The sequence below is a fragment of the Pseudomonas sp. DW-iso3 genome, from assembly GCF_058725305.1.
This window is the reverse complement of sequence record NZ_JBZXDZ010000009.1, coordinates 55,016-69,584: the sequence shown is the minus strand read 5'-3', so window position 1 is coordinate 69,584 and position 14,569 is coordinate 55,016. Positions and strand designations below refer to the sequence as shown.

The window sequence follows — 14,569 nt, the reverse complement described above, 5'->3', positions numbered from 1 at the left end:
GGAAGCTCCCGCGGCTGCATCACTGCAAGGATCAGTCTTCCTTGCCCTTGTTGCGTACGGCACGATGAAGCTCGCGATTGGAATCGCGTTCGCGCTCGGTATCGCGCTTGTCGTATTCCTTCTTGCCCTTGCCCAAGGCGATCTCGCACTTGACCAGGTGCTTGCTCCAGTACCAGGACAGGCAGACGCAGGCATAGCCCTTCTGCTGTACGGCAGCAGCGAGCTTTTCCAGTTCGCGGGCATTGAGCAGCAGCTTGCGCGTGCGTACCGGATCGGCAATCACGTGGGTGCTCGCAGTGGTCAGCGGGGTGATATGACTGCCGAGCAGCCATGCCTCGCCATCCTTGAGCAGCACATAACTGTCGACCAGCTGCAGCTTGCTGGCACGCAGACTCTTTACTTCCCAGCCGGCCAGGACCAGACCAGCCTCGAACCGATGTTCGATGAAGTAATCGTGTCGCGCCTTTTTATTTTGCGCGATGGTCCCTGTGGGGTGTTTCTTTTGTTTAGCCATAGGGGCGGCATTATAGGGAGTTGCGAGCCTGTCGGCTACGGTCAACCTGCGTGCTTGAGCGTGTTGGACGAATCCCGGACAATGCAGGCAGTTCTCTGGTTTTTTTCTTTCGCGGATCGGGCTGTTCTTCCGCGATGTTTGCCGCTCAGCTGTGGAAATAACGCACACATGACGACGCATATTCAACGTTCAGCGCTGCTGCCCTATCCGGCACAGGCGCTCTATGACCTGGTCAACGACGTGGCGCGTTACCCGGAATTCCTGCCGTGGTGCTCAACCGCCGAGGTGCTGGAAAACAGTGATGAGTACATGGTCGCCAGTGTCGGGGTCGCGAAGGGCGGTCTTAGCCAGCACTTTGTGACGCGTAATGTGCTGGTGCCTGGGAAATCCATCGAAATGAATTTGCAGGAAGGGCCGTTTACTCAGTTGCATGGGGTGTGGGTATTCAAGGCGCTGACGGACAAGGCCTGCAAAATCAGCCTGGATCTTTCCTTTGATTACGCTGGGCCTATCGTGCGCGCGACCTTGGGGCCTTTGTTCAATCAGGCGGCAAATACCCTGGTGGACGCATTTTGCCAGCGGGCCAAGCAACTGCATGGTTGAGATTGAAGTGGTGTATGCCGCAGTGGATCACCAGGTGCTGCTGGCGGTGACGGTGCCGGCCGGCACCAGCCTGCGCGCGGCGGTGCAGGCGTCAGGCATTGCAGCGCAATTCCCCGGGCTGGATCTGGCTGATTGCCCTTTGGGTATTTTCGGCAAGGTAGTCGCGGACGCTGAGGTGCGCAGTGTGCAGGCGGGTGATCGTATCGAGATTTACCGTCCACTGCTGGCAGACCCTAAAGAAGTGCGCAGGTTGCGCGCAGCCAAAGCGGCGCTGGCCAAGCAACAGAACTCATAGGTCAGCCAAATGGCGAGCAGCAAAAAGCCCGGCATGCCGGGCTTTTTGTTGAGCGACGCACATTTACTGCGGACTGGTATCCAGAGGTTGTGGCGTCGGCACAGGCACCGTTTCCACGCCGTCGACGTCTTTCTGGATCTTGTCGAGCAGCGAGCCTGGCTTGGCCGGTACTTCGGACTTCGGCTTCTCGCCTTCCTGCGCAGGCGCAGTGACATTGGTGCCGTTGTCCTTGCCGAGCAAGGCTTCATCACGACTCACGCCGGGCATGAAGTCGCCGGACAGGCTGACAAGCTGGTCATTGCCATTGAAGATGACGCTGACGCGCTCCTGCTGGCGTTCACCGCCGCCTGGCTGAAGGCTGTAGAGATAATCCCAGCGATCGGCATGGAAAGTGTCGGTCAGCAGGGGGTTACCCATGATAAACCGTACTTGCCGTCGGGTCATTCCGGGGCGTAACTGGTCTATCATGTCCTGCGTGACGACATTGCCCTGCTGGATGTCGATTTTGTAAACCCCGGGGAATGAACAACCGGCGAGTGCGAGCAGTCCCACAAAGGTGAAACTGGTTAGCAAGAGCTTGGTGTTTTGCATCGGTGGGCGACTTCCACTATCTTGGCTGGGACAACGTAAACGCCGATCATACCCGTATTAAGAGAAGCTGCGAAGCAGCATCCGCGAGAAAGCTAACCATGGTTGAAAATAGCGAACTACGCAAAGCCGGTCTCAAAGTGACTCTGCCACGAGTCAAGATTCTACAAATGCTCGATTCTGCTGAGCAGCGCCACATGAGTGCCGAGGATGTTTACAAGGCACTGATGGAGTCTAACGAGGACGTCGGCCTGGCCACGGTTTACCGTGTGCTGACCCAGTTTGAAGCCGCAGGGCTGGTGGTTCGTCATAATTTCGACGGCGGTCATGCGGTGTTCGAACTGGCTGACGGTGGTCATCACGATCACATGGTTGACCTGGATACCAATGAGGTTATCGAGTTCACCAGTCCGGAAATCGAAGCGCTGCAGCACAAGATTGCTGAGGAGCATGGCTTCGATCTGGTTGACCACAATCTGGTCCTGTACATCCGTAAGAAAAAGTAACAAGCGTTGCAGATTCTCTCTGCAAAACGATCGAAGGCGACCTTAGGGTCGCCTTCGTGCTTTCTATAAGAGAGAAAATAGTTCGGTTAGGCCTTTGCCGCTACGACCATTTTCTTCGCGTGCGCCAAAGACTCCTTGGTTAGATCGATGCCGCCAAGCATGCGTGCGACTTCTTCCACACGTTCCGACTTGTTCAGCTTGGACACGGCTGTGTGTGTTGCATCGCTGCCGCGTACCTTGTGCACAAAGAGGTGTTGATGTCCCTGGGCCGCGACTTGTGGCAAGTGAGTTACCGTCAGTACCTGGCCTCTATCTCCAAGGCGTCGCAACAACTGGCCAACAATTTCTGCTGTCGGCCCACCAATTCCCACATCGACTTCATCGAACACCAGTGTCGGCACCCGAGAGGTTTGCGCAGTAATCACCTGGATTGCCAGGCTGATCCGCGACAGCTCGCCGCCGGAGGCTACTTTCGCCAGCGCTTTGAGCGGTTGTCCGGGGTTGGCGCTGACCAGTAGCTCGACCTGCTCCAGCCCGTGGGGTTGTAGTTCGTTGCTGGCGCTGGTGCGCAATTCGATGGTGAAACGACCGCCAGGCATGCCCAGACGCTGGATCTCCAGCTCCACTGCGCTGGCCAGGCCCGTCGCTGCTTGCTGGCGCAGGTCGCTGAGCTCGCGCGCTTTCTCTTGGTAATGACGAGCGAAAGAGGCGAGCTCACCGCTCAGGCGCTCGATAGATTCATCGTTGGCGTTCAGGGTCTCGATTTCATCCAGCAGCTTTTGCTGCATCGTCGCCACTTCAGTGGGCTGGATGCGATGTTTGCGTGCCAGCGTGTAGATGGTATCCAGGCGTTCTTCTATTTCCTGCAGGCGTGCTGGGTCGGCATCGAAGTGATCCAGGAACCGATTCAGTTCGCCGACGGCTTCCTCTACCTGGATCTGTGCGCTGGTAAGCAGGGTCGTCGCCTCGCTCAACGAGCCGGAGCCGCTGTTCACGCTCGATAGGCGATTGAGGCTGGCAGTCAGTGCATTGAGCACGTTCCCGGAGTCGCTCTCACTGCACTGCTCCACCACCTGGCGGCAAATGCCCAGCAGGGTTTCCGCGTTGGTGAGGTTCTTGTGTTCCTGCTCAAGCTGCTCCAGTTCGGTCTCGCCCAGGCCCAGGCTTTCCAGTTCTTCGAGTTGATAGCTGAGCAATTGATGGCGAGCACGTTGCTCATCGCCGGAGTTGGAGAGTCGCTCCAGTTCCTGGCGAGTCTGGCGCCAGCGCTGGGCGGCAAGCTGCACCTGGCGGGCAAGGTCTGTGGCACCAGCGTACTCATCGAGCAGGCGACGATGGGTGTCGGTTTTCAGCAGGGACTGGTGTTCATGCTGGCTGTGGATGTCGATCAGCAACTCGCCCAAGGCTTTAAGGTCGCCAAGCGGGCAGGGTGTGCCGTTGATGTAGCCACGGGAGCGACCTTCCGCCGTGATGACCCGTCGCAGGATGCACGGACCTTCATTATTAAGGTCGCGCTCGGACAGCCAGGCTTCTGCCTCGGGAATGTCCGCCAGGTCGAAGGTGGCCAGGATGTCGGCCTTGTCTGCCCCAGGTCGCACCACGCCGCTGTCGGCGCGATCACCCAGGGTCAGGCCCAAGGCGTCGAGCATGATCGACTTGCCGGCGCCGGTTTCGCCTGTGATTACGCTCATACCGCGATCCAGTTCGAGATCCAGGTGTTCAACGATGGCGTAGTTATGTACGGACAAGTGCACGAGCATGACGGCCGCTCCCAGGCTTTATGTCTGGTTATTTATACAGTGTTTTGTTCGAGGCTGACAATCCTGGCGCTTAGCTCGATTTGCTTGAATGAGCGAATTTTTTAGCGCAACGAGGAATGGAAGCGCAGGAATTGATCCACATCACTGGAAAGACTTTTGGTAACGCCTGCACCCTTGAACCTGGAAATTGTGGCCCCATATACCGGAACAGAAGCGCGAGCTGAGTTCGCGCATGATTTTGAAAGGAGAAAACTATGGCTGACGAACAGACGCAGGATACGCAAACTCCAGACGCCAATTCGGCTGTCGGCGATGAGCTGGCGACTCGTGTGCAAGTGCTCGAAGAGCAACTGGCCGCTGCGCAGGACCAGTCTTTGCGTGTTGCCGCTGATCTGCAGAACGTCCGCCGCCGTGCCGAGCAGGATGTAGAAAAGGCTCACAAGTTCGCACTGGAAAAATTTGCCGGTGACTTGCTGCCGATCATCGACAGCCTGGAGCGTGGTCTTGAGTTGTCCAACCCGGACGACGAAAACATCCGCCCAATGCGCGAAGGGATCGAGCTGACCCTGAAAATGTTTCAGGACACCCTGAAGCGTTATCAGTTGGAAGCCATCGATCCAGCAGGCGGTGAGCCGTTCAACGCTGAGCACCACCAAGCCATGGCCATGCAGGAAAGCCATGACCTGGAGCCTAACAGCGTGTTGAAAGTGTTCCAGAAAGGTTACCAGCTCAATGGTCGCCTGCTGCGCCCGGCGATGGTTGTGGTGAGCAAGGCCCCTGCACCGGTTTCACCTTCTATTGATGAGCAGGCTTGAAATACGCTGAAAAGCCCTCATCTATAAGTCAAGCGTTTAAGTGCTACCGCAGTTAGCCACCACTGCTGCGGCAACCAAATTCAAGTTTCGGGAGAGTAAATAATGGGCAAAATTATCGGTATCGACCTGGGGACCACCAACTCCTGTGTCTCCGTCATGGAAAACGGCAAAGCCAAAGTCATCGAAAACGCCGAAGGTGCGCGTACCACGCCGTCGATCATTGCATACGCAAATGATGGCGAGATCCTGGTAGGTCAGTCGGCCAAGCGCCAGGCTGTCACCAACCCGCACAACACCCTGTACGCGGTAAAGCGTCTGATCGGTCGTAAGTTCGACGAAGAAGTCGTACAGAAAGACATCAAGATGGTGCCTTACAAAATCGCCAAAGCTGACAACGGTGACGCCTGGGTTGAAGTAAATGGCAACAAGATGTCTGCCCCGCAGATCTCGGCTGAAGTCTTGAAAAAGATGAAGAAGACTGCCGAAGACTACCTGGGTGAAACCGTGACCGAAGCGGTGATCACTGTTCCGGCCTACTTCAACGACAGTCAGCGTCAGGCGACCAAAGACGCCGGCCGCATCGCGGGTCTGGACGTAAAACGTATCATCAACGAACCAACCGCAGCCGCTCTGGCTTACGGTATGGACAAGGCCAAAGGCGACCACACCGTGATCGTTTATGACTTGGGCGGTGGTACTTTCGACGTCTCCGTCATCGAGATCGCTGAAGTTGACGGCGAGCACCAGTTCGAAGTGTTGGCCACCAACGGTGACACCTTCCTCGGCGGTGAAGACTTTGATATTCGTCTGATCGACTACCTCGTTGACGAATTCAAGAAAGAAAGCGGCATGAACCTTAAGGGCGACCCGCTGGCCATGCAGCGCCTGAAAGAAGCTGCCGAAAAAGCCAAGATCGAGCTGTCCTCGAGCATGTCGACCGACGTGAACCTGCCGTACATCACTGCAGACGCCACTGGTCCTAAGCACTTGAACGTGAAGATTTCTCGCGCCAAGTTGGAAGCGCTGGTTGAAGACCTGGTTCAGCGCACCATCGAACCTTGCCGCATCGCGCTGAAAGACGCCGGTATCGACGTTGGTTCCATCAACGACGTGATCCTGGTGGGCGGTCAGACCCGTATGCCACTGGTTCAGCAGAAGGTCACCGAGTTCTTCGGTAAAGAAGCCCGTAAAGACGTGAACCCGGACGAAGCGGTTGCCATGGGTGCTGCCATCCAGGGCGCGGTATTGGCCGGCGACGTGAAAGACGTGCTGCTGCTGGACGTCAGCCCGCTGACCCTGGGTATCGAAACCATGGGCGGCGTGATGACTGCGCTGATCGAGAAAAACACCACGATTCCTACCAAGAAATCCCAAGTGTTCTCGACTGCCGATGACAACCAGGGCGCTGTGACCATTCACGTGCTGCAAGGTGAGCGTAAGCAGGCTGCTCAGAACAAGTCCCTGGGCAAGTTCGACCTGTCCGAGATTCCACCAGCACCACGTGGCGTGCCACAAATCGAAGTGACCTTCGACATCGACGCCAACGGCATCCTGCACGTCGGCGCGAAAGACAAGGCTACCGGCAAAGAGCAGAAGATCACGATCAAGGCCAACTCCGGTCTGTCTGATGAAGAAATTCAACAGATGATTCGTGATGCTGAAGCCAACGCTGATGCGGATGCCAAGTTTGCTGAACTGGCTGGCGCCCGTAACCAGGGTGATGCACTGGTTCACTCGACGCGCAAAATGGTCGCTGATGCTGGCGATAAAGTGACTGCTGAAGAGAAGACTGCAATCGAAGCTGCTGTGGTTGCCCTGGAAGCCGCCGTCAAAGGCGACGACAAGGCTGCTATCGAAGCCAAGATCGAAGAGCTGTCGAAAGTCTCTGCGCCGGTTGCTCAGAAAATGTACGCCGAACAAGGTCAGCCAGCTGACGGTGCTGCGCAACAGGCAGAGCCTGAAGCCAAGCACGACGACGTTGTCGATGCCGAGTTCGAAGAAGTCAAAGAAGACCAGAAGAAGTAACTTGGTCGCCCGGTTGACCGCTATCAAGCGGTGACTGGTAGGATGTCGCCGCGCGGGAGCTTGCTCCCGCGTTGGCGTGTCTGGGGTATGCGAATTTTTACAGTATGCGACAGCGTTCGGATGCTGGCGGTGTGATCGGGAATGCTCCTGCTTTCCGAATGGCATTCACCGCGTTTTTGGCCGGGTCCCTGGCTGAAAGCAGTTATGACCAGGATCGTTGAATTGACGTGAGTTGGGTCCGGGCCTGTATTGGGGCTCAACGAGTTTAGTCGGGCTCAGGAGGGTCTGGCTGAACGTCCTTAAGAGTGCAAAGACTTATGGCAAAGCGTGACTATTACGAAGTATTGGGTGTGGAGCGCGGCTCCAGCGAGGCGGACCTGAAGAAGGCCTACCGTCGCCTGGCGATGAAGCATCACCCGGACCGTAATCCGGATAACAAAGAATCCGAAGAGATGTTCAAAGAGGCCAATGAGGCCTACGAATGCCTGTGTGATCCCAATAAGCGTGCGGCCTACGACCAGTATGGCCATGCCGGTGTCGACCCAAGCATGGGTGGCGGCGGTGCCGGGTTTGGCGGTCAGAACTTCTCCGATATTTTCGGCGACGTATTCAGCGACTTCTTCGGCGGTGGTCGAGGTGGTCAGCGTGGTGGCGCCCAGCGTGGTAGTGATTTGCGCTACACCCTGGAATTGAACCTGGAAGAAGCCGTGCGCGGCACCAGCGTCAACATCCGTGTGCCGACGCTGGTCAACTGCAAGCCGTGCGATGGTTCGGGTGCCAAGAAAGGCTCTTCGCCGATCACCTGCCCAACGTGTGGCGGTATTGGTCAAGTTCGCATGCAGCAGGGCTTCTTCTCTGTGCAGCAGACCTGCCCGCGCTGCCATGGCCAGGGCAAGATCATTTCCGATCCGTGCGATTCCTGCCACGGCGAAGGTCGTGTCGAAGAGTACAAAACCCTGGCGGTGAAAGTGCCGGCGGGCGTGGACACCGGAGACCGTATTCGCCTGTCGGGTGAGGGCGAGGCTGGTACTCAGGGTGGTCCGACGGGCGACCTGTACGTAGTGATCAACGTGCGCGAGCACTCGATCTTCCAGCGCGACGGCAAGCACCTGTTCTGTGAAGTGCCGATCAGCTTTGTCGATGCAGCCTTGGGCGGCGAGCTCGAAATTCCTACCCTTGATGGTCGGGTCAAGCTCAAGATTCCTGAAGGCACTCAGACCGGCAAGCAGTTCCGTATCCGTGGCAAAGGCGTTGCGCCGGTGCGCGGTGGCGGTGCTGGGGACTTGATGTGTCGTGTGGCGGTAGAGACGCCGGTCAACCTGAATCGCCGTCAGCGCGAACTGCTTGAAGAATTCCGCAGCTCGATGGAGGGTGATGACTCTCACTCGCCGAAAACTGCAGGCTTTTTCGATGGCGTGAAGCGCTTCTTCGGCGACCTGTAAGGAATTGAGTATGCGACGTATAGCCGTAATGGGCGCTGCCGGGCGCATGGGCAAGACGCTGGTCGAAGCGGTGCAGCAGCGCTCGCCGGCTTCCGGCCTGACTGCGGCGATCGTTCGTCCGGGCAGCACGTTGATTGGTGCGGACGCGGGCGAGTTGGCCTCGTTGGGGCGAATCGGTGTGTCGTTGTCCGGCAGCCTGGAGCAGGTAGCGGATGAGTTCGATGTGTTGATCGATTTCACCCTGCCGGACGTGATGCTGAAAAACCTGGCGTTCTGCCGTAAGGCGGGCAAGGCAATGGTGATCGGTACCACGGGTTTGACTGCTCAGCAGAAGCAATTGTTGGAGGAGGCGGGCAAGGATATTCCTATCGTCTTCGCCGCCAACTTCAGCGTCGGTGTGAATCTGTCGCTCAAGCTGTTGGACCTGGCGGCGCGCGTGCTGGGTGATGAAGCGGATATCGAAATCATCGAGACTCACCATCGCCACAAGATCGACGCGCCTTCGGGCACCGCGCTGCGCATGGGTGAAGCGATTGCCGATGCACTGGGTCGCGACCTGTCGAAAGTCGCGGTGTACGGTCGCGAAGGCCACACCGGCGCGCGTGCACGCGACACCATTGGTTTTGCGACCGTGCGCGGCGGTGACGTGGTGGGTGATCACACCGTATTGTTCGCCACTGAAGGTGAGCGTCTGGAAATCACGCATAAGGCCTCCAGCCGCATGACCTTTGCCAAGGGAGCGGTACGTGCTGCGCTCTGGTTGGAGGGGCGCGAGCCGGGTCTGTACGACATGCGCGATGTGCTGGATCTGCACTAATCAGTAGCTAAAACAGGGCCTCAAGCTTATGCTTAGGCCCCGTTTTTACCCGCTAAGCGACGTCCTGTCGCATTCCCCTGCCTTTAAGGCTCATTAGCGGTGGACCAAAAAAGCCTTTTTCTGTAAGCTACAGCTTTAGTGTGTCCACTAAAAGCGCGCAGAATAATTCAGTGAAGAAGCGGGGTGACGTGTCCATACGTCACTCCGCTTTTTTACAACCTGCGATCGCCCTTTCAGGCTTTATTTACGGGAGGTCTTCTTGACTAAGCCAGCCATACTCGCCCTTGCTGATGGCAGCATTTTTCGCGGCGAAGCCATTGGAGCCGACGGTCAGACCGTTGGAGAGGTAGTGTTTAACACTGCCATGACCGGCTATCAGGAAATCCTTACCGATCCTTCCTACGCCCAACAGATCGTTACCCTGACCTATCCGCACATCGGCAACACCGGTACTACACCGGAAGATGTCGAGTCTGATCGTGTCTGGTCGGCCGGTCTGGTGATTCGTGACCTGCCACTGGTTGCGAGCAACTGGCGTAACACGATGTCGCTGTCCGATTACCTGAAAGCCAACAACGTTGTGGCGATCGCCGGTATCGATACGCGCCGCCTCACGCGCATCCTGCGTGAAAAAGGCTCGCAGAATGGCTGCATCATGGTCGGTGACAATATCTCCGAAGAGGCGGCGATTGCCGCGGCGCAAGGTTTCCCAGGCCTGAAAGGCATGGACCTGGCGAAAGTCGTCAGCGTTAAAGAGAAGTACGAGTGGCGCTCCACTGTCTGGGACTTGAAGACCGACAGCCATGCAACCATCGACGCCGCTGACCTGCCCTACCACGTAGTCGCCTACGACTACGGCGTTAAATACAACATCCTGCGCATGCTGGTCGAGCGAGGCTGCCGCGTGACCGTGGTGCCGGCGCAAACCCCGGCCAGCGACGTGCTCGCCCTGCAACCGGACGGTGTATTCCTGTCCAACGGCCCAGGTGACCCTGAGCCATGCGACTACGCCATCCAGGCGATCAAGGACGTACTGGAAACCGAGATTCCGGTCTTCGGTATCTGCCTTGGTCACCAGCTGCTGGCCCTGGCCTCCGGCGCCAAGACCCTGAAAATGGGTCACGGCCACCACGGTGCCAACCACCCGGTTCAAGACCTGGACACTGGCGTTGTGATGATCACCAGCCAGAACCACGGTTTTGCGGTAGATGAAGCAACCCTGCCGAGCAACGTGCGCGCCATTCACAAGTCGCTGTTCGACGGTTCCCTGCAGGGCATCGAGCGCACCGACAAGAGCGCGTTCAGCTTCCAGGGCCACCCTGAAGCGAGCCCGGGCCCGAACGACGTAGCGCCGCTGTTCGACCGTTTCATCAATGAGATGGCCAAGCGACGCTGACTGAGCGGCCTGCGGGCGGCCCCGGACACCGGTGGCCCCCGCAGGCTCATCAAAGATTGTTCAAGACGGCTTGCCGACTGACCTGCGGATTTGAGTGACAAACCCATGCCAAAACGTACAGACATAAAAAGCATCCTGATTCTCGGCGCTGGCCCGATCGTGATCGGCCAGGCCTGCGAATTCGACTACTCCGGCGCCCAGGCCTGTAAAGCCCTGCGCGAAGAGGGCTACCGCGTCATTCTGGTGAACTCCAACCCGGCCACCATCATGACCGACCCGGCCATGGCCGACGCCACCTACATCGAACCGATCAAGTGGCAGACTGTTGCCAAGATCATCGAGAAAGAGCGTCCAGATGCGCTGCTGCCAACCATGGGCGGCCAGACTGCACTGAACTGCGCCCTGGACCTGGAGCGCGAAGGCGTCCTGGAAAAATTCGGCGTAGAAATGATCGGCGCCAATGCCGACACCATCGACAAGGCTGAAGACCGTTCGCGTTTCGACAAGGCCATGAAGTCCATCGGCCTGGCCTGCCCGCGTTCCGGTATCGCCCACAGCATGGAAGAAGCCAACGCGGTCCTTGAGACCCTGGGCTTCCCGTGCATCATCCGTCCGTCCTTCACCATGGGCGGCACCGGTGGCGGTATCGCTTACAACCGTGAAGAGTTCGAAGAAATCTGCGCCCGTGGCCTGGACCTGTCGCCGACCAAAGAGCTGCTGATCGACGAATCCCTGATCGGCTGGAAAGAATATGAGATGGAGGTTGTCCGCGATAAGAAGGACAACTGCATCATCGTCTGCTCCATCGAAAACTTTGACCCGATGGGTGTGCACACCGGTGACTCGATCACTGTTGCTCCTGCACAGACCCTGACCGACAAGGAATACCAGATCCTGCGTAACGCCTCCCTGGCGGTACTGCGCGAGATTGGCGTGGAAACCGGCGGTTCCAACGTTCAGTTCGGCATCTGCCCGAACACCGGCCGCATGGTCGTGATCGAAATGAACCCACGCGTTTCCCGTTCGTCGGCCCTGGCTTCGAAAGCCACCGGCTTCCCGATCGCCAAGGTCGCGGCCAAGCTGGCAGTGGGTTACACCCTGGACGAATTGTCGAACGACATCACCGGCGGCAAGACCCCGGCGTCCTTCGAGCCGTCCATCGACTACGTCGTGACCAAGCTGCCACGTTTTGCCTTCGAGAAATTCGCCAAGGCTGACGCACGCCTGACCACCCAGATGAAGTCGGTGGGTGAAGTGATGGCCATCGGCCGTACCTTCCAAGAGTCTCTGCAGAAAGCCCTGCGCGGCCTGGAAGTGGGCGTTTGCGGTCTGGACGAGAAGCTCGACCTGAGCAACCCGGAAAGCATGAGCGTGCTCAAGCGCGAGCTGACCGTGCCGGGCGCCGAGCGTATCTGGTACGTGGCTGACGCCTTCCGCGCCGGCATGACCGTCGAAGACATCTTCGGCATGAACATGATCGACCCGTGGTTCCTGGTACAGATCGAAGACCTGATCAAGGAAGAAGAGAAGGTCAAGACCCTGGGGCTTGCCAGCATCGACCGCGACATGATGTTCCGCCTCAAGCGCAAGGGCTTCTCCGATCAGCGTCTGGCCAAGCTGCTGGGTGTGACCGAGAAGAACCTGCGTACGCATCGCCACAAGCTGGAAATCTTCCCGGTCTACAAGCGCGTTGACACCTGCGCGGCCGAGTTCTCCACCGACACCGCCTACCTGTACTCCACCTATGAGGAAGAGTGCGAAGCCGCGCCGTCGGGTCGCGACAAGATCATGATCCTGGGTGGCGGTCCAAACCGTATCGGCCAGGGTATCGAGTTCGACTACTGCTGCGTCCACGCCGCCCTCGCTCTGCGCGAAGATGGCTATGAGACCATCATGGTCAACTGCAACCCGGAAACCGTTTCCACCGACTACGACACCTCCGATCGCCTGTACTTCGAACCAGTGACCCTGGAAGACGTGCTGGAAATCGTGCGCGTCGAGAAGCCCAAAGGCGTGATCGTGCAGTACGGCGGTCAAACTCCGCTGAAACTGGCGCGCGCCCTGGAAGCCGCTGGCGTGCCGATCATCGGTACCAGCCCTGACGCCATCGACCGTGCCGAAGACCGCGAGCGTTTCCAGCAAATGGTAGAGCGCCTGAACCTGCGTCAGCCGCCAAACGCCACCGTGCGCAGCGAAGACGAGGCCATCCGTGCCGCCAGCAAGATTGGCTATCCACTGGTGGTGCGTCCGTCCTACGTACTGGGCGGCCGTGCGATGGAAATCGTCTACGAAGAAGAAGAACTCAAGCGTTACCTGCGCGATGCGGTGAAAGTGTCCAATGACAGCCCGGTGCTGCTTGACCACTTCCTCAACTGCGCAATCGAGATGGACGTGGACGCTGTTTGCGACGGCACCGACGTGGTGATCGGCGCGATCATGCAGCACATCGAGCAGGCGGGTGTTCACTCGGGTGACTCCGCATGCTCCCTGCCGCCGTACTCGCTGCCGGCGCACATCCAGGACGAGATGCGCGAACAGGTCAAGAAAATGGCCCTGGAGCTGGGCGTGGTCGGCCTGATGAACGTACAGTTGGCGCTGCAAGGCGAAGACATCTACGTCATTGAAGTCAACCCGCGCGCTTCGCGCACCGTGCCATTTGTTTCCAAGTGCATCGGTGTGTCCCTGGCCATGATCGCTGCTCGCGTGATGGCCGGTAAGACCCTGAAGGAAATCGGCTTCACCAAGGAAATCATTCCTAACTTCTACAGCGTGAAAGAGGCGGTGTTCCCATTCGCCAAATTCCCTGGCGTGGACCCGATCCTGGGCCCAGAGATGAAGTCCACCGGTGAAGTGATGGGCGTTGGCGATACCTTCGGTGAAGCCTTCGCCAAGGCCCAGATGGGCGCCAGCGAAGTGTTGCCGACCGGCGGTACTGCGTTCATCAGCGTGCGTGATGATGACAAACCGCTGGTTGCAGGCGTGGCCCGTGATCTGATCAACTTGGGCTTCGAAGTCGTGGCCACTGCCGGGACCGCCAAGCTGATCGAAGCTGCCGGCCTGAAAGTGCGTCGCGTGAACAAGGTGACGGAAGGCCGTCCACACGTGGTCGACATGATCAAGAATGACGAAGTCACCCTGATCATCAACACCACCGAAGGTCGCCAGTCGATCGCGGATTCCTACTCCATTCGTCGTAACGCCTTGCAGCACAAGATTTACTGCACCACTACCATTGCTGCTGGCGAAGCCATCTGCGAAGCGCTCAAATTCGGTCCGGAAAAGACCGTGCGTCGCTTGCAGGATCTACACGCAGGATTGAAGGCATGACCAAATACCCAATGACTGTCCAGGGCTTCAAGGCCCTGGAAGAGGAGCACGCCCATCTGACCAAGGTCGTACGTCCAAAGCTGAGCCAGGACATCGGTACGGCCCGTGAGCTGGGTGACTTGAAGGAAAACGCTGAATACCACGCTGCTCGTGAGCAGCAAGGTATGGTCGAGGCGCGGATCCGTGATATCGAAGGCCGCCTGCAGAACTCGGTGGTCATCGACGTGACGACCATTCCAAAGACCGGCAAGGTGATTTTCGGCACTACCGTGGAAATCGCTAATGTTGAGACTGACGAAAGCGTGGTCTACCACATCGTTGGCGAAGATGAAGCTGACTTCAAACTCGGCAAAATCTCTGTCGGTTCTCCGCTCGCCCGCGCCTTGATTGCCAAGGAAGAGGGCGATGTGGTGTCTGTTAAAACGCCTGGCGGCGTGACCGAGTACGAGATTGTTGAAGTTCGTCACGTCTGAAAGGCGGC

Annotated in this window: 13 protein-coding genes; 10 read left to right on the top strand and 3 right to left on the bottom strand. The window is 58.0% G+C overall.

Annotation, left to right across the window (positions count from 1 at the left end; translation table 11 throughout):
• Positions 1-31: 31 nt before the first annotated feature.
• Entirely contained in the window at positions 32-514 is a 483-nt protein-coding gene (gene smpB, locus AC4PS7_RS24470) for an SsrA-binding protein SmpB (protein WP_005791513.1), read from the bottom strand.
• A gap of 168 nt (positions 515-682) precedes the next feature.
• On the opposite strand from smpB, the gene AC4PS7_RS24465 reads away from it, so the two are divergent.
• Positions 683-1,117 carry a type II toxin-antitoxin system RatA family toxin gene (locus AC4PS7_RS24465; protein WP_492179792.1) on the top strand — a complete coding sequence of 145 codons (435 nt, stop codon included), beginning with the start codon at positions 683-685 and terminating at the stop codon, positions 1,115-1,117.
• On the top strand, positions 1,110-1,412 hold the full coding sequence (locus AC4PS7_RS24460; RefSeq protein ID WP_010206629.1) for an RnfH family protein: 303 nt from the start codon (positions 1,110-1,112) through the stop codon (positions 1,410-1,412). The genes AC4PS7_RS24465 and AC4PS7_RS24460 overlap by 8 nt, the downstream gene beginning before the upstream one ends.
• A gap of 63 nt (positions 1,413-1,475) precedes the next feature.
• Here AC4PS7_RS24460 and AC4PS7_RS24455 read toward each other — a convergent pair whose 3' ends face one another.
• On the bottom strand, positions 1,476-2,003 hold the full coding sequence (locus tag AC4PS7_RS24455; RefSeq protein WP_016976810.1) for an outer membrane protein assembly factor BamE: 528 nt from the start codon (positions 2,001-2,003) through the stop codon (positions 1,476-1,478).
• Positions 2,004-2,101: 98 nt separating this feature from the next.
• Between AC4PS7_RS24455 and fur the strand changes: the two genes are divergently transcribed.
• Positions 2,102-2,506 carry a ferric iron uptake transcriptional regulator gene (gene fur, locus AC4PS7_RS24450; RefSeq protein ID WP_003194220.1) on the top strand — a complete coding sequence of 135 codons (405 nt, stop codon included), beginning with the start codon at positions 2,102-2,104 and terminating at the stop codon, positions 2,504-2,506.
• 86 nt (positions 2,507-2,592) lie between these two features.
• Here fur and recN read toward each other — a convergent pair whose 3' ends face one another.
• The gene (gene recN, locus AC4PS7_RS24445; RefSeq protein WP_010206622.1) at positions 2,593-4,266 is read right to left on the bottom strand and encodes a DNA repair protein RecN; all 1,674 of its coding nucleotides are present in this window, start codon (positions 4,264-4,266) and stop codon (positions 2,593-2,595) included.
• Between the two features lie 254 nt (positions 4,267-4,520).
• Between recN and grpE the strand changes: the two genes are divergently transcribed.
• The 7 genes from grpE (at position 4,521) to greA (ending at position 14,561) form a co-directional block, all read left to right on the top strand.
• Complete coding sequence (gene grpE, locus AC4PS7_RS24440; RefSeq protein ID WP_021492893.1) at positions 4,521-5,081, top strand: nucleotide exchange factor GrpE; 561 nt, start codon at positions 4,521-4,523, stop codon at positions 5,079-5,081.
• Between the two features lie 102 nt (positions 5,082-5,183).
• Positions 5,184-7,106, top strand: coding sequence for a molecular chaperone DnaK (gene dnaK, locus AC4PS7_RS24435; RefSeq protein ID WP_010206617.1), 1,923 nt, complete (start codon positions 5,184-5,186; stop codon positions 7,104-7,106).
• A 317-nt stretch (positions 7,107-7,423) separates the two neighbouring features.
• The gene (gene dnaJ / locus AC4PS7_RS24430; RefSeq protein ID WP_010206615.1) at positions 7,424-8,548 is read left to right on the top strand and encodes a molecular chaperone DnaJ; all 1,125 of its coding nucleotides are present in this window, start codon (positions 7,424-7,426) and stop codon (positions 8,546-8,548) included.
• A 10-nt stretch (positions 8,549-8,558) separates the two neighbouring features.
• A complete protein-coding gene (gene dapB, locus AC4PS7_RS24425; RefSeq protein WP_010206614.1) occupies positions 8,559-9,365 on the top strand; it encodes a 4-hydroxy-tetrahydrodipicolinate reductase in 807 nt (268 codons plus the stop codon).
• Positions 9,366-9,624: 259 nt separating this feature from the next.
• The gene (gene carA / locus AC4PS7_RS24420) at positions 9,625-10,761 is read left to right on the top strand and encodes a glutamine-hydrolyzing carbamoyl-phosphate synthase small subunit (RefSeq protein ID WP_010206613.1); all 1,137 of its coding nucleotides are present in this window, start codon (positions 9,625-9,627) and stop codon (positions 10,759-10,761) included.
• Between the two features lie 105 nt (positions 10,762-10,866).
• Positions 10,867-14,088: a carbamoyl-phosphate synthase large subunit gene (carB, locus tag AC4PS7_RS24415; RefSeq protein WP_010206612.1), complete on the top strand. Its 3,222-nt coding sequence runs from the start codon at positions 10,867-10,869 to the stop codon at positions 14,086-14,088.
• The gene (gene greA / locus AC4PS7_RS24410; protein WP_010206609.1) at positions 14,085-14,561 is read left to right on the top strand and encodes a transcription elongation factor GreA; all 477 of its coding nucleotides are present in this window, start codon (positions 14,085-14,087) and stop codon (positions 14,559-14,561) included. The genes carB and greA overlap by 4 nt, the downstream gene beginning before the upstream one ends.
• Positions 14,562-14,569 lie beyond the last annotated feature (8 nt).

What these genes read in the sequence shown, in the direction of transcription:
- grpE (WP_021492893.1), top strand. Translation starts at nt 4,521, where the DNA reads ATGGCTGACGAACAGACGCAGGATACGCAAACTCCAGACGCCAATTCG.
- AC4PS7_RS24465 (WP_492179792.1), top strand. Translation starts at nt 683, where the DNA reads ATGACGACGCATATTCAACGTTCAGCGCTGCTGCCCTATCCGGCACAG.
- AC4PS7_RS24455 (WP_016976810.1), bottom strand. Translation starts at nt 2,003, where the DNA reads ATGCAAAACACCAAGCTCTTGCTAACCAGTTTCACCTTTGTGGGACTG.
- dapB (WP_010206614.1), top strand. Translation starts at nt 8,559, where the DNA reads ATGCGACGTATAGCCGTAATGGGCGCTGCCGGGCGCATGGGCAAGACG.
- dnaK (WP_010206617.1), top strand. Translation starts at nt 5,184, where the DNA reads ATGGGCAAAATTATCGGTATCGACCTGGGGACCACCAACTCCTGTGTC.
- recN (WP_010206622.1), bottom strand. Translation starts at nt 4,266, where the DNA reads ATGCTCGTGCACTTGTCCGTACATAACTACGCCATCGTTGAACACCTG.
- greA (WP_010206609.1), top strand. Translation starts at nt 14,085, where the DNA reads ATGACCAAATACCCAATGACTGTCCAGGGCTTCAAGGCCCTGGAAGAG.
- dnaJ (WP_010206615.1), top strand. Translation starts at nt 7,424, where the DNA reads ATGGCAAAGCGTGACTATTACGAAGTATTGGGTGTGGAGCGCGGCTCC.
- AC4PS7_RS24460 (WP_010206629.1), top strand. Translation starts at nt 1,110, where the DNA reads ATGGTTGAGATTGAAGTGGTGTATGCCGCAGTGGATCACCAGGTGCTG.
- carB (WP_010206612.1), top strand. Translation starts at nt 10,867, where the DNA reads ATGCCAAAACGTACAGACATAAAAAGCATCCTGATTCTCGGCGCTGGC.
- smpB (WP_005791513.1), bottom strand. Translation starts at nt 514, where the DNA reads ATGGCTAAACAAAAGAAACACCCCACAGGGACCATCGCGCAAAATAAA.
- fur (WP_003194220.1), top strand. Translation starts at nt 2,102, where the DNA reads ATGGTTGAAAATAGCGAACTACGCAAAGCCGGTCTCAAAGTGACTCTG.